14 protein-coding genes and 2 pseudogenes are annotated in these 19,054 nt (G+C 55.8%); 15 read left to right on the top strand and 1 reads right to left on the bottom strand.

From position 1 onward, the window contains the following. The first annotated feature begins 70 nt into the window (after window positions 1–70). From ACQR3R_RS07515 to ACQR3R_RS07505, 3 genes are all read left to right on the top strand, one after another. Window positions 71–1,687 (top strand): oleate hydratase, encoded by a 1,617-nt coding sequence (locus ACQR3R_RS07515; protein WP_428271368.1) that lies wholly within the window; start codon window positions 71–73, stop codon window positions 1,685–1,687. Between the two features lie 130 nt (window positions 1,688–1,817). Continuing rightward, complete coding sequence (locus ACQR3R_RS07510; protein WP_149660420.1) at window positions 1,818–2,072, top strand: Lpp/OprI family alanine-zipper lipoprotein; 255 nt, start codon at window positions 1,818–1,820, stop codon at window positions 2,070–2,072. A 37-nt stretch (window positions 2,073–2,109) separates the two neighbouring features. Next, window positions 2,110–2,505 (top strand): hypothetical protein, encoded by a 396-nt coding sequence (locus ACQR3R_RS07505; RefSeq protein ID WP_149660421.1) that lies wholly within the window; start codon window positions 2,110–2,112, stop codon window positions 2,503–2,505. Window positions 2,506–2,529: 24 nt separating this feature from the next. On the opposite strand, the gene ACQR3R_RS07500 is transcribed toward ACQR3R_RS07505, so the two are convergent. After that, window positions 2,530–3,234 carry a VIT1/CCC1 transporter family protein gene (locus ACQR3R_RS07500; protein ID WP_428271367.1) on the bottom strand — a complete coding sequence of 235 codons (705 nt, stop codon included), beginning with the start codon at window positions 3,232–3,234 and terminating at the stop codon, window positions 2,530–2,532. A 205-nt stretch (window positions 3,235–3,439) separates the two neighbouring features. Between ACQR3R_RS07500 and ACQR3R_RS07495 the strand changes: the two genes are divergently transcribed. From ACQR3R_RS07495 to ACQR3R_RS07440, 12 genes and pseudogenes are all read left to right on the top strand, one after another. Next, window positions 3,440–4,093 (top strand): BON domain-containing protein, encoded by a 654-nt coding sequence (locus ACQR3R_RS07495; RefSeq protein WP_428271366.1) that lies wholly within the window; start codon window positions 3,440–3,442, stop codon window positions 4,091–4,093. 79 nt (window positions 4,094–4,172) lie between these two features. Further along, window positions 4,173–4,655, top strand: coding sequence for a general stress protein (locus ACQR3R_RS07490; protein WP_149660423.1), 483 nt, complete (start codon window positions 4,173–4,175; stop codon window positions 4,653–4,655). Then, window positions 4,606–6,168, top strand: a complete 1,563-nt coding sequence (locus ACQR3R_RS07485; protein ID WP_428271365.1) for an aldehyde dehydrogenase family protein — start codon at window positions 4,606–4,608, stop codon at window positions 6,166–6,168. The genes ACQR3R_RS07490 and ACQR3R_RS07485 overlap by 50 nt, the downstream gene beginning before the upstream one ends. Before the next feature lie 77 nt (window positions 6,169–6,245). After that, a complete protein-coding gene (gene adhP / locus ACQR3R_RS07480; RefSeq protein WP_149660425.1) occupies window positions 6,246–7,280 on the top strand; it encodes an alcohol dehydrogenase AdhP in 1,035 nt (344 codons plus the stop codon). Window positions 7,281–7,294: 14 nt separating this feature from the next. After that, window positions 7,295–8,782 carry an NAD(P)H-hydrate dehydratase gene (locus ACQR3R_RS07475; protein ID WP_428271364.1) on the top strand — a complete coding sequence of 496 codons (1,488 nt, stop codon included), beginning with the start codon at window positions 7,295–7,297 and terminating at the stop codon, window positions 8,780–8,782. Window positions 8,783–8,806: 24 nt separating this feature from the next. Next, window positions 8,807–11,173: a phosphoketolase gene (locus ACQR3R_RS07470; RefSeq protein ID WP_428271363.1), complete on the top strand. Its 2,367-nt coding sequence runs from the start codon at window positions 8,807–8,809 to the stop codon at window positions 11,171–11,173. Beyond that, window positions 11,161–12,377 (top strand): annotated as a pseudogene (locus ACQR3R_RS07465) (acetate/propionate family kinase). The gene ACQR3R_RS07470 and the pseudogene ACQR3R_RS07465 overlap by 13 nt, the downstream one beginning before the upstream one ends. A 35-nt stretch (window positions 12,378–12,412) precedes the next feature. Next, the gene (locus ACQR3R_RS07460) at window positions 12,413–12,994 is read left to right on the top strand and encodes a GNAT family N-acetyltransferase (protein ID WP_428271362.1); all 582 of its coding nucleotides are present in this window, start codon (window positions 12,413–12,415) and stop codon (window positions 12,992–12,994) included. 57 nt (window positions 12,995–13,051) lie between these two features. Further along, window positions 13,052–13,810 carry a helix-turn-helix domain-containing protein gene (locus ACQR3R_RS07455; RefSeq protein WP_428271361.1) on the top strand — a complete coding sequence of 253 codons (759 nt, stop codon included), beginning with the start codon at window positions 13,052–13,054 and terminating at the stop codon, window positions 13,808–13,810. A 630-nt stretch (window positions 13,811–14,440) separates the two neighbouring features. After that, window positions 14,441–16,102 (top strand): annotated as a pseudogene (locus tag ACQR3R_RS07450) (Orn/Lys/Arg decarboxylase N-terminal domain-containing protein); the annotation flags it as partial. Window positions 16,103–16,173: 71 nt separating this feature from the next. Next, complete coding sequence (locus ACQR3R_RS07445) at window positions 16,174–16,794, top strand: Orn/Lys/Arg family decarboxylase (protein ID WP_428271360.1); 621 nt, start codon at window positions 16,174–16,176, stop codon at window positions 16,792–16,794. Continuing rightward, window positions 16,787–18,970 (top strand): ornithine decarboxylase, encoded by a 2,184-nt coding sequence (locus ACQR3R_RS07440; RefSeq protein WP_428271359.1) that lies wholly within the window; start codon window positions 16,787–16,789, stop codon window positions 18,968–18,970. The genes ACQR3R_RS07445 and ACQR3R_RS07440 overlap by 8 nt, the downstream gene beginning before the upstream one ends. The last annotated feature ends 84 nt before the right edge of the window (window positions 18,971–19,054 follow it).

Raw genomic sequence — 19,054 nt, 5'->3', positions numbered from 1 at the left:
ACCCTGAAATTCAGACCGGTGCATCTCTACGGGGGTGCTTTTCGACGACTCGGCACTCAGAGTACGACCCATGACCGATAAAGATGACTCGCAAACAAATGTACCGAGTGAAACTGAGCCACGTTTCTACCTCGTAGGCGGGGGAATAGCGGCTATGGCTGCGGCCGCGTTCATGATCCGTGATGGCGATGTCATCGGGCGCAACATCACCCTCTTCGAAAAACTCGACACGCCCGGGGGTAGTCTTGATGGTGGAGGATCGGCACAGGACGGTTATGTGCTTCGTGGGGGACGAATGTTCGAGAGCAAGTATGTATGCACTCTGGAGTTGTTCGCGTCGATTCCGACCCTTGATGGCAAAACAACCGTCACGCAGGAGACACTCGCCTGGAATGAACGGATGCACACGTCTTCCAAGTCACGACTTGCCCGCAACGGTCTCAGGGAAACGGCTCCGGAATTCGGACTTACCGAGGGTGACATTCTGACGATCGAGAGGATCGCAATCGAGTCGGAAGCAGCATTGGGACGAACCACGATCGCCGATCAGTTTTCAGAGTCGTTCTTCCAGACTCAATTCTGGTTGATGTGGTGCACCACGTTTGCATTTCAACCCTGGCACAGTGCCGGGGAATTCCGTCGCTACATCGTGCGCTTCGCACACATGGTGGCGGGATTCAATCGGCTCGAAGGCATCATGCGAACGGTCTACAACCAGTACGATTCGCTGGTCAGGCCCTTGCACAAATGGCTGGTCGAGCACGGCGTGGTCTTTGAGCAAGGGGCTTGCGTGACGGATATGCATTTGCGTGAGCAAAGCAACGGCAAAAGCGTCAAGCGTATCCTCTACGAGCGCAATGGCGGGCAGTCAGTCGTCGATGTTCGAAGCTGTGATTACGTGTTAGTGACGCTTGGCTCCATGACCGAAGCGTCGAGCATTGGAGGTATGGATCAGGCTCCGCAATTGAAAAGCAAAGCGATCAAAGGCGCTTGGGCTCTTTGGGAAACATTGGCAAAAGGCAGGCCCGAGTTTGGCCACCCACAGGTGTTTTCCAATCATATCGATGCGACCAAGTGGGTATCGTTTACGACGACCCTCAGCGATCCGGTCTTTTTGCGACGGACCGTGGAATTTACCGGCAACGTACCGGGGGAGGGCGGTTTAATAACCTTTCCTGAGTCCAACTGGTTGATGTCGATAGTGGTGCCATTCCAGCCCCACTTTATTGACCAGCCCGAGGAAGTCAGCGTGTTTTGGGGCTACGGATTGCATGTCGACGTCCCGGGCAATTTCGTCAATATCCCGATGTCTGCCTGTACCGGGCGGGAAATCATGACGGAGTTGCTTGGGCATCTGCACTTTGGTTCAGACAGCCAGGCCATCCTGAAAAGCGCAATCTGCATTCCCTGCATGATGCCGTTCATCACCAGTCAGTTCATGCCGCGAGAGGAGGGCGATCGACCTCAGGTCGTGCCCGAGGGATACAAAAACCTGGCCTTTATAGGGCAGTACTGTGAACTGCCTAACGACGTCGTCTTCACCGTGGAGTACTCGATACGTACTGCGCAATGCGCAGTTTCCAGTTTGCTGGGGCTCAAACGCAAACCGCCAAAAGTCTACAAGGGCGCGACTGATCCTCGTGTCTTGTTCAAGGCCTTCAAGGCGTTGCATGACATGGGCGTTTAAGTGCTGCTGATCTGCACATCCCTTGCCTAGGTAGTTTCCGAGCCTTTTTTCAGAGCCAACTACCGAATAGGGTGATCTCTCTGCATCGGCAGACCGAACTTCGCCTATTCAGGCGCCAAGGAGTCACACCATGAGAAAACTCACCCTGACTGCTTCATTGATCGTGGTCTTGGCGATGACTGCCGGTTGCAGTCACCGCCGACAGGAGATTGATGCCCGGATAAGCGGCGCCGAAGACATGGCAACAGCGGCCAGAGTGCACGCGGATCAATCGGCGGCCAAAGCTGATCAGGCACTGCGTGCGGCCCTGGAGGCAAAGAAATCGGCAGACGAAGCCAATGAGCGCGCACAACTTATGCTCAAAAAGGCCGGTCGCGCCAATTAGCGACAGACGCATTTCAATTCAATTGAATGGCACCGCTATGAAAATGAACATTTTGCTGGGTCTGATGTGTGCTTGCCTTGCCGGCTGCGGACATGCTCCGACTGAAAAAACGGTGACCACGCCGGACTCGATCGAAAATCTCAATCAGCCCCGCATCAAAGTGCCGGTTACAGCCAAGGACGACTACGTTACCAAGACCAAAGCACTGACCGGGCTGGAGGGTGACGGATGGGTGTTCGACCCGCTCTACGCGACCGCCGTGAATACCGACCGCCGTGACCTTGCCGTGTGTGGCTTTGCTCGCCAGCGAGGTACGACAAACTCGGTTTACTTTGCCTATTACAGCGGCGAGCTGATCCTTTCGGATGACAAAGCTCCTTCTGGCGTCAGTGTCGAAAATGAATTCCTGACGATGATTTGTTCCCACTCCTGAAGCGTGATAGCCACGTTATTAGCGCTAGACAATCGCCCCGAATAGTCTGCCAACCACGGCGGTAATGACCATCGCCAACGCCCCCAAAAATGTCACCCTCCAGGCCCCCGCCAGCAAGGGAGCGCCCCCGGCCTTTGCGGCGACGGCGCCCAATGTGGCGAGGAAAACAAGTGACATGATCGATATCCAAAGGATCACGTTCTGAAGCGGCACTATCAGCGTTACGGCGACCGGCAAAATGGCGCCGACGATGAAACTCGTCGCTGACGCAAACGCTGCCGAAAGAGGCTTGGCACTCAGTTCCTCGGAAATACCCAGTTCATCTCGGGCGTGTGAACCAAGGGCATCGTGCGCCATTAACTGGATGGCCACCTGTCTGGCCAGTTCAGGGGCAACCCCTCGGCCGACGTAGATATGTGCAAGCTCTTGATGTTCAGCCGCAGGCTTTGTTTCGATCTCTTTTTTCTCTCTTGCCAAGTCAGCGTGCTCGGTATCGGCCTGGGAGTGCACGGAAACGTACTCACCTGCCGCCATCGACATAGCGCCCGCTACGAGCCCCGCGACACCCGTCACGATCAGCGTGTTGTGCGTGGTACTGGCGGCTGCAACGCCGATTAACAGGCTGGCGGTTGACACAATTCCATCGTTTGCCCCCAGCACAGCCGCTCTGAGCCAGCCTATACGGCTGCTGTTATGGGTTTCGGCATGACGACGCATGAATTTGCTCATTGCAGTTGACCTGTTGCGCGATGGCTTCAGCCGAGAGTGTAGGTAGTTTCCGAGGCTACTCATGAGCAAATCAGGCGCCTAACTTGATTGACTCTGCCACTGCGCAGCCACAACTGTCGTTTTGGCGTTGAGGCCCAGGGACTGACTGACGCACGGCCCTGTCATAAAAGCCGCACCGGCAACCACATTATTCGGGATTGAATTGATGAAAACCGATAAGGAACTAAAAAACGACATCCTTGCAGAGCTGCGCTGGGACCCCTCCGTCAATGCCGAACAGATCGGTGTTGAGGTCGAGGATGGCATCGTGACCCTCGCCGGACACGTCAACAGTTACGTCGAAAAATGGGCCGCTGAACAAGCCGTGCAGAAGGTCTCGGGTGTTCGCGCGCTGGCCATAGAAATGGACGTCAAACTGCCGGGCGCGAGTCAGCGTAACGATGCCGATATTGCGCTTTCTGCTGAAAGTGCCTTGGAGTGGACAACCAACCTGACCAACGACTCGATTAAGGTTCAGGTTGAAGGTGGTTGGGTGACTCTGTCCGGCGATGTGGAGTGGGAATACCAGCGCAGGGAAGCCAAAGGCGCGGTCCGTAACCTGATGGGCGTCAGGGGGATCAGTAACAACATTTTGATCAAGTCCACGATATCGGCAAAAGGAGTGAAGACCGACATCACGGATGCGCTCAAGCGTCGGGCCATTATTGACTCGCAGAAGATTACGGTCGAAGTCCACGGTGCTGATGTGACCTTGTCCGGGACAGTCGACAACTGGGCGGAGCGAGAGTTGGCGATGCATTCAGCCTGGAGTGCGGCTGGCGTAAAGAATGTGCAGAACAACATCATCGTCAGCTACTGATCTTCATGCGGTGTTCGGCAGCGGAACTCGTGTGTCTTGCACCGTTTTCAGATACGACCCCATGAGCAGGCCTCAGATCATGAGCATTAACCGTTCTGATTTCTACATCTTTAAAACCCATGCCGAAGCCGAAAGTGCGATACGTGCTCTGAGCCAGGCAGACTTTGACGTAAAGAAACTCTCTATCGTGGGTAAGGGCTATCACACGGAAGAACACCCGATCGGGTTTTACCAGTTGGGAGACAAAGTAAAGTCTTGGGGCGCCATGGGAGCTCTTTGGGGCAGTGTCTGGGGGCTGCTTATTACTCCGGCATTTTTCTTCCTACCTGGCCTGGGGCTCGTTGCCTTGGCGGGTCCTTTGGTGGCCATGTTGGTAAGTGCGCTGGAGGGCGCTGTGATTGTCGGCGGTGTCTCCGCACTCGGCGCAGCGCTATTAAATATGGGGTTAAGCAAAGACCAGGTCATCAAATACGAAACTGCCCTCAAGGCTGACGAGTATTTATTGATGGTGCATGGCAGCAGCCACGATATCGATGCGGTGCGAGCTGTGCTCGGGGATTGAAATCAGGGCGCTTTCGTTTCGAGAGAGCTGCGCATTTAGCCACTACCAGAGCACTCCCATAGGGAATAACACTTGTGGGCTCTCAGCCGAAATCCATCGGCCTGTGTTCACTCAAGTGAAGGCATTCGTCATGGCTTATACAAGTGTTAATCCCAGTGACGGCCAGTTGCTGGAAAGCTTTGAACAAATCAGCGATCTCGAGCTGGAAGAAAAGCTTGCTGCCGCAGATCATTGTTTTCAGAGTTGGAAACACACCTCTTATGCGCAACGTGCCGCAGTGATTGGCAGGGCGGCAGAACTGATGCATTCCAGGATTGATGATTTGGCTCGACTGGCAACATTGGAGATGGGGAAACGCATCAGCGAAGCAAGTGGTGAAGTGACCTTCAGCGCCGATATTCTGGATTATTACGCAAAGAATGCTGAGCTTTTTTTGGCACGCCGAAGACTCCACCCCCAACAGGGCGAAGCCCATGTGGAAAGCAGCCCTATCGGGGTGATTTTCGGCGTTGAACCCTGGAACTTTCCTTTTTACCAATTGGCACGTGTCGCAGGGCCGCATCTCATGGCGGGCAATGTGTTGGTGGTCAAGCACGCCGGTTGTGTTCCGCAATGCGCGATGGCTTTCGAGTCGCTGTTGGTCGAGGCCGGAGCACCCTTGGGCCTCTACACCAACCTGATGATTTCCCATGAGCAGTCGGACCGCGTAGTGGACGACGCACGCATCAAAGGTGTCGCCCTGACGGGTAGCGTAGCCGCCGGCCGCAGTCTCGCGGCGAGGGCCGGAGCCAACCTCAAGCCTTCATCGATGGAACTGGGCGGCAGCGACGCATTTATCGTCCTGGAGGACGCCGACCTCGACCTCGCCATCAAATGGGCGGTCTGGGGCCGTATGTACAACTGCGGGCAAACCTGTTGCGCCGCCAAGCGTTTTATCGTGCTTGAAGAAGTCGCAAATGTATTTATCGAGCGCTTTCAGGCAGCACTGGCCGCGCTTAAGCCAGGCAATCCGATGGACGAAAGCACAACACTGGGACCCATGTCGACTGAGTCCGCCCTGCAACAATTGTTGGCACAGGTCGAAGACGCTGTTTTTAACGGCGCCGAGGTACTGCTTGGTGGCGAGAGAATTCGTCGTCCGGGCGCTTACATGAGTCCGACCATCCTGACCAACATTGCGCCCGACAATCCGGCTTTCAGAGATGAATTCTTTGGCCCTGTCGCGCTTTTTTTCCGGGTCAAGGATGAAGAAGAGGCGATCGCGCTAGCCAATGACTCGGATTTCGGCCTAGGTGGCTCGGTGTTCACACGGGACGTAGGCCGTGGTCTGCGAGTCGCTAGCCGGATCGATACCGGCATGATGTTTATCAACAACATCAGCTGGTCAGATGCTGAATTGCCCTTCGGCGGGATTAAGAACTCCGGTTACGGGCGTGAGTTGGGCGATATGGGCATCCAGGCCTTCGTTAACAAAAAACTGGTGCGTTACGTCTCCATCGACGCTCCGGTTTAAGAGCGCTTGGCGCGCATTCAGGGCTCTTGTCACTTCATGTGGCCCCACGTACGGGACCGCTCAAAAAGGAAGCTCCCATGACACTCCAAATGCAGGCTGCCGTCGTTGAACAATTCGGCCAGCCGCTGGTGCTTAAACGTTGCGATATTCCAACCCCCGGTCCCGGGCAGATTCTAGTTCGTACCGAGGCCTGCGGGGTTTGTCATACCGACCTGCATGCGGCTCGTGGCGACTGGCCGCTCAAACCGGGTTTGCCTTTTATTCCGGGACACGAAGGCATCGGTATCGTCACAGCACTCGGAGCCGGAGTAACCAGTGTCAAGGAAGGCGAGCGGGTCGGTGTGCCGTGGCTGTATTCGGCCTGCGGGCATTGTGAATACTGTCTGTCGGCTTGGGAGACTGTGTGTGCCCAAGCACAATTCGGCGGCTACACAAAGAACGGCGGCTTTGCCGAATACATTCTGGCCGACCCGAACTACGTCGCGCACATTCCCCATGGCCTTGATCCAAGAGAGGCGGCGCCGATCATTTGTGCCGGCGTCACGACTTACAAAGGCATCAAGGAAACCGGTGCCCGGCCCGGACAGTGGATTGTGATTTCTGGTGTGGGCGGACTGGGTCACCTGGCGGTTCAGTATGCCAAGGCCATGGGGCTGCGAGTCTGCGCCGTTGATATTGATGACCGCAAACTGGCCCATGCCACCCGGCTTGGAGCCGATGCCGTGGTTAACGCAAAAACGGGCGACCCGGTCGAGGCGGTAAAAGAGGCTACTGGCGGCGGTGGCCATGGTGTGCTGATCACGGCGCCTTCGCTCAGCGCATTCAATCAAGGCGTCGCCATGACGCGTAAACACGGGACTTGTGTGCTGGTGGGGTTGCCGCCGGGTGAGTTTCCAGTGCCGCTATTCGACGTGGTCGCCAATTGCATCACCGTTCGCGGTTCGTTTGTAGGCAATCGCCAGGACATGGCCGAGGCTCTGGCCTTTGCTGCTCAGGGCAAGGTCAAGGCAGACATCGAATTGCAGCCGTTGTCGGCGATCAACCAGATTTTCGAGCGCCTCGAACGCGGTGATGTTCCATCGCGAGTGGTCATTGACTTCAGTGCGCTTTGAAAGAGTGGCAGAGCATGAATATGTTGATTTCCGAGTCTGTACTGACTAGTCGCCAGACTGCCGTGCTGACAGTTCGGCAGATGGCGGATGTTGATCGGCGATCGGTCGCTGCCGGTGTGTCCTCTTTTGAATTGATGGCCAATGCCGGTGCGGCAGTGGCGCACGAAATCGAGTGCCGCTGGACACCAAGACCTGTGCTGGTGCTGTGCGGGCCAGGTAACAACGGTGGTGATGGTTTTGTCGCCGCGCATCTGCTGGCAGAAGCCGGTTGGCTGGTGAGGGTGGCAATGCTGGGTAGCCGATTCAGCCTCAAAGACGAAGCGCGGCAACATGCCGAGCGATGGAGCGGGGAAGTGGAAGCGTTGAGTCCCTCGGTGCTCGAAGGTGCCGAATTGATCGTTGACGCTCTGTTCGGGGCAGGTCTCAGTCGCCCATTGGAAGGCCAGGCGCTGGAAACGCTTGCCGCCGCCAGCCATGGCACCGCACCCATTGTCGCAATTGATACACCTAGCGGGGTAATGGGCGATACCGGAGAAGCGTTAGGGGCGGTATCGTCAGCTCTGACCGTGACTTTTTTCCGCAAAAAACCAGGTCATCTGCTGCTACCGGGGAGGGACCTGTGCGGCGAAGTTATCGTTGCCGACATTGGCACTCCCAAAGCGGTGATCGACTCCATCGCACCCCAGACGTTTGAGAATCATCCCGCGTTGTGGCTGGCCAACCTGCCGCAAGCCAAGGCTGACACCGACAAACATAGCCGTGGCCATGCACTGATCTTTGGCGGGTATCCAATGACCGGTGCTGCCCGAATGGCTGCCAGAGGTGCAGCAAGAGCCGGGGCTGGGCTCACGACCATTGCGGTGCCTGAAATAGCGTTCCCCATTTACGCCGCAGCGCTGAACAGCATCATGGTGCGTCCATGGGTGACGCCGGAAGATTTTGGTCACTTGCTTAATGGCAGTCGCTTTTCCGCCTGGTTGATCGGCCCGGGTGCCGGGGTGGACAAGGAAACCTTCGGCCATGCACTGGCAATGCTTGCCACTGGCCGCCCAACCATCATCGACGCCGATGCGATATCCGCATTTCAGGATGAACCCGGTGCGCTGGATCGAGCCATTCAAGGTCCTTGCGTGCTGACGCCCCATGAGAATGAGTTCCGTCGTGTTTTTGATCCCTTTGGCGACAAGCTGACCCGCACCCGAGCCGCCGCCCGGCGTAGCGGGGCGGTAGTCGTCCTCAAAGGCAGTGACACCGTGATTGCCGCCCCGGATGGCAGAGCAATCATTAACGCCAATGCGCCGCCAACATTGGCCTCCGCTGGCACGGGCGACGTTTTGAGTGGAATTATCCTGGGCCTGCTCGCGCAAGGAATGTCGGCCTTTGACAGTGCCGCTGCGGGAGTCTGGTTGCACGGCGCGGCGGCTGCGGAATTCGGCCCTGGATTAATGGCAGAAGATCTGCCGGAACTGTTGCCCGCGGTGTTCCGTCGGCTGTACAGCTGATAGCCATCCGCTAAGGAGAAAGCAATGCGCCAGGGACTTACGACTCAACAGTTACAGGTCATGGATGCCTATTGGCGGGCAGCCAACTATCTGTCCGTCGGGCAGATTTACTTGCAAGACAACCCCTTGCTTGAAGCGCCCTTGTTACTTAAACACCTAAAGCCACGACTGCTGGGCCATTGGGGGACAACGCCGGGTTTGAATTTGCTTTATGTGCACCTCAATCGGGTGATCAAAGCTTTTGACCTCGATATGATTTTCATTGCGGGGCCTGGCCATGGTGGCCCCGGTATCGTTGCGCAGACCTATCTCGAGGGCTCGTATACCGAGCGTTATCCAGCGATCGAGCGTAATCGCAACGGGCTGTGCAGGCTCTTCCGTCAATTTTCCTGGCCAAACGGGATTTCCAGTCACGTCTCGGCGCAAGTACCCGGATCCATCCATGAAGGTGGGGAGCTGGGTTACTCCCTAGTGCATGCTTTCGGGGCGGCTTTCGACAATCCACAGTTGATCGTTGCCTGCGTGATTGGTGATGGTGAAGCCGAGACCGGCGCGCTGGCAGCCAGTTGGCACTCGAACAAATTCCTCAATCCGATTCGTGATGGCGCCGTACTCCCGATTCTGCATCTCAACGGTTTCAAGATTGCCAACCCGAGTGTGTTGGCACGTATCCCTTACGAGGAATTGATCTCGCTCATGCGGGGTTATGGCTATGAGCCTTATCTCGTCGAGGGCGATGACCCGTTGCTGGTGCATCAAGCACTGGCGGCCACGCTCGATACCGTTATGCAGAGCATTCGCGACATTCAGGCAACAGCCCGTCGGGCACCCAAAGGTGAAAGACCGCAACGGCCGACGTGGCCGATGATTATCTTGCGCACCCCCAAAGGCTGGACCGGACCCAAGTGTGTCGACGGACTGCCAGTCGAAGGCACCTGGCGTGCACACCAGGTGCCAATTGCCGACTTCAGCAAACCTGAACATCTGCAACAGCTTGAGTCGTGGCTGCGCAGCTATCGGCCGCAAGAGCTGTTCGACAAAAACGGCCAACTTCGTGTCGAGCTGGCTGAACTGGCTCCGACCGGCCATCAGCGAATGGGCTCCAACCCTCACGCCAACGGGGGAGAGCTGTTGCGTCCGTTGTCGCTGCCTCACTTCCACGATTATGCTGTCCCCGTTAACCGACCCGGTGCAGTCAGGGCCGAAGCGACTCGCGTACTGGGTAACTATCTGCGTGACGTCATGCAGCGCAATCTCGAATCCAGCAATTTTCGGCTGTTCGGGCCTGACGAGACCGCATCGAACCGTCTGGATGCGGTGTATCAGGTGACTGGCAAAGCCTGGCTGGCCGCGATTGAAGAGATCGATCTCAATCTCAGCGCCGATGGCCGTGTGATGGAAGTCTTGAGCGAACACCTGTGCCAAGGGTGGCTTGAGGGCTACTTGTTAACCGGGCGCCACGGCCTGTTTTCCTGCTATGAAGCGTTCATCCACATCATCGACTCAATGTTCAACCAATACGCGAAGTGGCTCAAAGAATCGAAGGCTATTGCGTGGCGTAAGCCGGTCGCGTCGCTTAACTACCTGCTGACCTCGCACACATGGCGTCAGGACCATAACGGGTTTTCCCATCAGGACCCCGGTTTTATCGATCATGTCGCCAACAAGAAGGCCGACACGGTGCGCATCTACTTGCCGCCGGATGCCAATTGCTTGCTGTCAGTCACCGATCATTGCTTGCGTAGCCACGATTACATCAACCTGATCATTGCCGGTAAACAACCGGAGTGGCAGTGGCTGGATATGCCCTCTGCCATTCGTCATAGCACTGCCGGGGCGGGGATATGGAACTGGGCGGGGACTGAGGGATCGGAGGGGCCGGATGTCGTCATGGCCTGTGCCGGCGACGTGCCGACGCTTGAGACGCTGGCCAGCGTGACGCTGTTGCGCGAGTACATCCCCGATATACGCATTCGTGTGGTCAACGTGGTTGATCTTATGGTTTTGCAGCCCAATAGCAAGCATCCCCACGGCCTGCAGGACAAGGATTTCGACGAATTGTTTACCCATGACAGGCCGGTGATTTTTGCCTTTCACGGGTACCCCGCACTGATCCATAAGTTGACGTACAAACGCTCCAATCATGACAACTTTCATGTACGCGGTTTCCGTGACGAGGGCACAACCACCACGCCGTTCGACATGGTGGTGCTCAACAATCTGGACCGTTACCAGTTGGCGTTGGATGCTATCGAACGCATCCCGCGGCTGGCTAGTGAAGTTGACCGTGCACGAGAGCGCTACTGGACCATGATCGAGTGCCACAAGCGATACATCAGCGAGCACGGCGAAGACTTGCCGCATGTGCGGGATTGGCAATGGACAGTCTGAACCCCGCGAATGCCGAGCCGGACGACGAACCGATCTCTGGACGGGTGCGACTTATTCTGGCGCTCAACAGCGGTTCGTCCTCACTCAAGTTCGGTGTTTATCGAGTCACGTTTGATCACGTCCTGAGATTGATTTCAGGTGAAGCGCAGGCGCTCGATACACAGGCCGGGCGCTTTGATGCGATCGACGCACACCAGCACCCGTTGATTGGACACTCTGTGCCCATGATCACGACGAAGCACGCGTTGCATGAGATTGAACGCTTGTTGGAGCAGACGCGATTGGGCCCTTTGGATGGCATAGGGCATCGCGTCGTACATGGCGGCCCGGCGTTTCGCCAGCCATGTCGCATCAACCTGCAGGTGCTTGAGCAACTGCAACAGGTGATCGACTTTGCTCCTTTGCACACACCGATGGCCCTGTCAGTTATTGAGGAAACCTCCAGACACTTTCCGGAGGTTGCACAGGTGATGTGTTTTGATACGGGATTTCACGCACAAATGCCTGCGGTTGCCCGTGTGCTGGCCTTGCCCAAAGAGCTTTGTATGCAGGGGGTCCAGCGCTATGGCTTTCACGGGTTGTCTTGCGAGTCCATTGTCCGGCGGTTTGGGGTCAGTCTGCCCGAGCGTCTGATAATCGCCCATTTGGGCAACGGGGCGAGCATCACTGCAGTACGTGCAGGTCTGTCAGTAGACACCAGCATGGGATTGACCCCCAGCGGTGGAATGATCATGAGCACCCGAAGCGGTGACCTGGACCCCGGAGTTCTTATTTACCTGATACGCCAGAAAGGACTTGGTGTGACGGCGGTCGAGGCGCTGGTTGATCGACAATCCGGATTGCTTGGAATCTCTGGACTTAGCGCTGACATGCGCACACTAAAGATCGCGGCGACGACTGAGGCTGACGCCCGCCTGGCGATCGAGATGTTCTGTTATTCGGCCTACAAGCAGATCGCTACAATGATCGCGGTGCTTGGTGGTATCGACACGTTGGTCTTCACCGGGGGATTGGCGAAAATGATGCCGCAGTACGCGCGCAGATTTGTGAAGGGCTGGCCTGGATCGGTTTGTCCCTGGACAGCACGCTAAATCAGTTGGGCAGAGACTTGATAAGTACCTCTGAATCCATTTGTGCGGTGCGAGTTTTTGCTTCTCAGGAAGACGAAGAAATTGCCCGCCATACGTGGCAACTCATCACCTGACGCTATTTTTTCACTCCTTGATACAGGCACTCATTATGTTGACTGACTATGCAGTAGAAAAAATTCTTGCGGCGCTGGGTCATGAGTCACCCGATGAGCATTGGATCGAAGCTTTGGACAATGGCTCCCACGTACTCATTCGGCCACTGCATGAGCAAGATCGCCAACTCGAGTTCGAGTTTATTAACCAGATGTCTGCCGAGTCGTTTCGCACCCGTTTTTTCGGGGCGATGGGGCACGAGAACGTGTCGCTCCTGGACCAGATGATGGACGTGGATTACCGCAATCGAATGGCATACATCGCGATGGTTCATGAAAATGGGCATCTCACTGAGGTCGGGATCAGCCGTTACGCCGACTCTGCCGATATCCAGCAGTGCGAGTGTGCTTTAGTAGTCGCGGATCGCTGGCAACGTCATGGAATTGGGACGCTATTGATGGAGCACTTGATCGTTGCAGCTCAACGCAATGGCTTCAAAAAGATGATGTCGATTCACCAGACTAAAAACTTCGGCATGCATCGCCTGGCGCGCAGCCTTGGGTTTCATAGTCGATACCCGGCGACTGGCGATAACGAGATCATTCACGAACTCGACCTGACGCCAGCCTTCGGTTGACGCTACTGCTGATGGGCTTCCTGAATTGCCGCGCGATAGATAAATGCTGGAGTGTGAATGATACTGATCAATACCGAACAAACGAGGCCGTTGACGCCATTTTTTGCGCCTCCTTACCCCTCGATAAAAGCCCTTGATCAATCCGCAATTCATGATCTTTTTTTGTCGTCAAAATGCTCCGATGAGGACCGCGAGCGGTTTGACGAATTAATCATTCACAAAGTGCGTATTGCCAAGGGGGCCGACCTTTATCACGCGGGCGGTTCTTCGCAATATTTGTATTTTGTCCGGATCGGAAGTTTTAAAACCATTCTTGTCAGCGAGCAAGGACATAGCCTTGTTACGGGTTTCGCAATGTCCGGCGAACCTATTGGGTTAGAAGCAATCACTGGAGAGCGTCATGTATGCACAGCGTCGGCACTCGAAAACAGTGAAGTCAGCCTGATTTCCTATCATCGGTTGGAACGTCTCGCTCGGGATTTACCTCTGTTGCAGTTGAGCTTGAACAGAATGCTGAGCCGGGAAATTATCCGCAGCCAGAACATGTTGATCACTCTGGGGCATTGCAATGCGGAAAAACGCTTGGCAATCTTCGTGCTCGGTCTCTCCAGGCGTTTTGCACTGAGGGGTTACTCCGCGCAGTGCTTCCACCTGCGTATGTCGCGTGAGGATATTGCATCCTCCATTGGCGTCAGATCCGAAACGATATGCCGAGCCATTGCGCGGCTGCGCGATCTACGACTTATGACTTTTGAAGGTCGTAAAGTCGAAATCATGGATTTGCCGCTGCTTGAAAATTTTTGTCAGCGAAGCTGATACAAACAAGGTTTAGCGATGAAGGAAGAATACAATAAATGTTCTGAGTATATTTACTCATGGTTGTGCCAACCCTAAAGGATTAAGCACTCTTTCCTTTGGGTCGAACTATCATTTTAATCAGTATTGCGTGAGTAGATTCCGATGCTTTCCTGAGTTAAGCGCGCGCATTATGATTGCGGAGAAGGAAAAGAGTTATGGGGAAAAGCAGTATTGGCTGTCAATGTGATTTCCGGAGCGGTTTTTTGGAAAGTGGGCACTCAAGCCCAACAGTCAAAAATTTTTCATGCCTGCGTTTATTTCGCGATTAATGTTGTGGGGTAAAAAGCATCTACCGATAAGCTTTGCTCTTTTTGTTTTTTCCTTTGGTCGAAGTCAAGCGGTAACGGTATACGACATGGATTTTGCGATCACGCTCACCTAATAGCTGAAACCACGGTTTGTATCGGTCACACCGTACTGAAAACAATTAAATAAATCAATTCCAGCTGAATTCCGTAAAGCAATACTCCGAAGTATGGTTCTGTCGTTGATTATAGTTCGCGTTCGACTACATACACTTGCGCAGTTGATTACGGAGTTAGAATCTTGACTCGCTCCCGGCTTCACCTATCCAATCTGGAGGTTGCGATGCCCCTTGAGCAGCAACGACGTCTCGGTATGAAAGCCTTACTCATACATGAAGAGCTTTCAAATAAAACGGCGGCAGGCCGCGCGGTGAGAGAGTTAGCCGAGGTATTGGAAGGGCGTCAGGTGGAAGTCATATTGGCGCAATCGGCACTGGATGCGATTGCAATCATCCATTCCGACCCGATGGTGCAATGTGTGCTGCTCGATTGGGACCTGAGTCTGGACGACAGCCATGAGATAGCCATGAGCGTGCTGGATGCCGTGCGCGAACGCAGTGAAGCGGTGCCGATTTTTCTCCTGGCCGACCGCAGCAGTGCAGCCACCATTGCGTTGGATGCCATGCAGAAATCGGATGATTTCATCTGGCTGCTGGAAGACACTAGCGTCTTTATCGGTGGGCGAATCATTGCGGCCATCCAGCGCTATCGAGACGAGGTATTGCCGCCGATGTTCGGCGCGTTGGTACGCTTTTCCCAGGTCTATGAATACTCCTGGCACACCCCGGGGCATACCGGTGGCACGGCCTTTTTGAAGTCGACAGTAGGACGCGCGTTCTTCGATTTTTTTGGTGAAAACCTGTTCCGTTCCGACTTGTCGATTTCTGTCGGTGAACTCGGTTCGTTGCTCGACCACTCCGGGCCCATTGGTGCCAGCGAAGTGTATGCGGCCAGGGTCTTCGGCGCCCATCGCACCTACCATGTCACCAACGGCTCTTCGACCTCCAATCGGGTGATCCTGATGGCCAGCGTGACCCGTGGCCAGGTCACCCTGTGTGACCGCAACTGCCATAAGTCGGTCGAGCACGCCATGACGATGTCTGGGGCGATACCGACTTATCTGGTGCCGTTGCGTAACCATTACGGTTTGATCGGGCCAATACCCCCGCAGCACCTGACCGTTGAGGCGATCGGCGAGAGCATCGCCAACAACCCGCTGGTGACTGATGGGACCGACCCGGCGCCGATGCACGCGATCATCACCAACTCTACCTATGACGGCCTCTGCTACAACGTGTCGCGAGTCGAGGAGTTGCTGGGCGCTAGCGTCGACCGCCTGCATTTCGACGAAGCCTGGTTCGGCTATGCACGCTTCAATCCGATTTATCGCGAACGTTTCGCCATGCATGGCGAGCCGGGCGATCACGGCCCGGACCGGCCGACGGTGTTTGCCACCCAGTCCACTCACAAATTATTGGCGGCGTTGTCCCAGGCTTCGATGATTCATGTTCGAGACGGCCGGCGCCCTATCGATCATGCACGATTCAACGAGTCGTTCATGATGCATGCTTCGACTTCGCCGAATTACGCCATCATCGCCTCCAACGATGTCAGCGCCGCGATGATGGACGGCCCGGGTGGCAAGGCCCTGACAGGCGATGCCATTCGCGAGGCGATTGCCTTTCGGCGCATGCTCGCCCGGCTCAATGGCGAGTTTCAAGGCCGCGATGAGTGGTTTTTTAATGTCTGGCAGCCGGATACGGTGACCTTGCCCAAGACAGGCCAGACAATACCTTTTCATACCGCCGACGAGGCCTTGCTGGCGAGCGACCCTGCTTGCTGGGTTCTCAAGCCCTATGCCGCCTGGCATGGCTTTGGCGATATAGAGGACGGCTATTGCCTGCTCGACCCGATCAAGGTTTCGATCACCACGCCGGGAATTCTGCCTGGCGGCGGCATGGCCGGCTGGGTATACCTGCCCAAGTGGTCACGGCCTATCTGGACCGGCATGGCATCGTGGTCGAGAAAACCACCGATTTCACCATTCTGGTGCTGTTCTCCATCAGCGTCACCAAGGGCAAATGGGGGACGCTGGTCAACGCATTGCTCGACTTCAAACGCGATTACGACGCCAACGCTTCTTTAGATCGAGTATTGCCCGGGCTTCTGGCCACACATCCGCAGCGTTATCAGAGCATGGGGCTACGCGACCTCTGTAAAACCATGTTTGTGGCGATGGTCGAGCTGGGCACCACCGAAACAATGTCTCAGGCATTTTCGATGTTGCCGGTGCCTGATCTGAGCCCGGTAATGGCGTATGAGCAACTGGTACGGGGCAACGTGGAAATTGTGTCCCTCGACAATATGGCGGGCCGTACCGTGGCGACTGCCGTCGTGCCTTATCCGCCGGGTATTCCATTGTTGATGCCGGGTGAGAACGCTGGCGCTGCCGATGGTGTGGTACTCGGCTACCTCAAGGCATTGGAAAGCTTTGACCGGCATTTCCCCGGGTTCACTCATGACACCCATGGCGTCGAAGTGGAGGAGGGGCGTTATCTGGTCCGCTGCATAACAACCCCGGTGCAGGCTCCGGCACTGGGCGCTCAGGCTTTTCACAGAGATAAAATCGGTGAATAAACTAAAAGTGGCTGCTAACGCAGCCTCACGCAGCAGTTTTTTAACCTCGCGCGAAGTCGTGGACTTTTCTCAAACCGACCTGACGGATGTTGCTGCCGCAGTGATAACCGGCGTGGATGTTCAAAACGGTGTGCTCGATGTCATCAGTCGATCCGGATTCGATATCCCGATCTTCTTTGCCGTTAGCGCCAAGGACGAACTGTCTCGGGAAAACCTGCCAAGCATTGAGCATGTCTTGCTGCAAATCAGCGGGGTGTTCGACTTGGGCAGCGGTAAGGCCGAGTACTACGGCGACAAACTGGAAACAGCGGCCAGTCAATACGAGGAAGCATTGTTGCCGCCGTTCTTCGGTGCGCTCAAACACTATGTCGAGCGCGGCAATTCGACGTTTGCTTGCCCGGGACATCAGGGCGGACAGTTCTTTCGCAAGCACCCGGCCGGTCGCCAATTCTTCGACTTCTTTGGCGAGAAACTGTTTCGTGCCGACCGCTGTAACGCCGACGTGGAAATGGGCGATTTACTCATCCATGAAGGGGCGCCGCTGGAAGCGCAAAAGCGTGCCGCGAAAGTCTACAACGCGGACAAGACCTATTTTGTCTTGAATGGCACTTCAGCGTCGAACAAGGTCGTGACCAACGCCTTGCTGACGCCGGGCGATGTCGTGCTGTTTGATCGCAACAATCACAAATCAATCCATCAGGGCGCCTTGTTTCAAGCCGGTGCTACACCGCTGTACCTGGAAACCGCGCGTAACCCCTATGGCTTCATCGGCGGTATCGATGCGCACTGTTTTGACGAAACCTACCTGCGGGACGAATTGCGCCGGGTTGCGCCAGGCAAGGCCGACGATCCCCGACCATTCCGGCTGGCCGTGATTCAGTTGGGCACCTACGACGGCACCATCTACAACGCCCGGCAGGTAGTCGATAGCATCGGCCATCTGTGCGACTACATCCTCTTCGACTCGGCGTGGGTCGGTTATGAGCAGTTCATTCCGATGATGAAGGACTGCTCGCCGATGCTGCTCGAACTTGGGCCAGGCGATCCCGGCATCTTCGTCACTCAGTCAATTCACAAGCAGCAGGCGGGTTTCTCCCAGGCGTCGCAGATCCATAAAAAGGATCGCCACATCAAAGGCCAGGAGCGCTACTGCAATCATCATCGGCTGAACAACGCGTTCATGGCCCAGGCGTCCACCAGCCCGTTTTACCCGCTGTTTGCTTCACTCGATGTCAATGCGCGGATGCACAGCGGTCGCAGTGGTCACCGGTTGTGGGACGAGTGCGTTCGCGCCGGCATTGAAGCCCGAAAATTGGTGATGGATAACTGCACCTTGATCCGGCCGTTCGTGCCGCCGACCATCGACGGGCGTTACTGGCAGGATTATCCAACCGATGAAATCGCCACTAACCGACGGTTCTTCATGTTTCATCCCGAGGAGCGCTGGCACGCCTTCGAGGGCTATACCGAGAATCAATACTTCATCGATCCGTGCAAATTGCTGTTTACCACCCCAGGCATCAATGCGACGACGGGCGAATACACGGAGTTCGGCATTCATGCCGGGGTCCTCGCCACGTTCTTGCGCCAGTACGGCATGGTCCCGGAAAAAAGCGACCTGAACTCCATTCTGTTCTTGCTCACGCCAGCTGAAAGCCAGGCCAAGATGCAGCACCTGGTTGCGCAGATCGCGCGCTTCGAGCGGTTTATCCACGACGACGCGCCATTGGCCGAGGTATTGCCGGGGATCTATCGCGCCCACGAAGCCCGCTACAAGGACTACAGCATCCGCCAGTTGTGCCTGGAAATGCACCAGCTCTACGCAGGACATAACGTTAAACAATTGCAAAAGGACATGTTCCGCAAAGCTCACATGCCCACAGTGGTAATGGACCCCCGCGAGGCGAATCTTGAGTTCGTGCGCGGCAAAGTGGAACTGATCGCACTCGAGGACGCCAAGGGACGAATCGCCGCCGAAGGGGCTCTACCTTATCCGCCGGGGGTTCTGTGTGTGGTCCCCGGTGAAGTGTGGTCGGGTGCGGCGCTGAGCTATTTCCTGGCGCTACAGGTTGCAATCAATCGCTTGCCTGGCTTCAATCCCGAATTACAGGGTGTTTACCTCAAGACGGAAGAGGGTGGTCGCATTCGGGCGTATGGATACGTCATCAAGCAATAAAACGTTCCCGAGACGGCACGGGAAAATCATCCCGGTATTCGTCTATCCGCAACGCAGCGCTCCGCGAATGAGCGTTTTGGGAGT

Origin of the sequence: Gordonia sp. IEGM753, from assembly GCF_050321825.1 — a bacterium.
Taxonomy (GTDB): domain Bacteria; phylum Pseudomonadota; class Gammaproteobacteria; order Pseudomonadales; family Pseudomonadaceae; genus Aquipseudomonas.
This window is presented reverse-complemented; position numbering and strand designations above follow the sequence as displayed.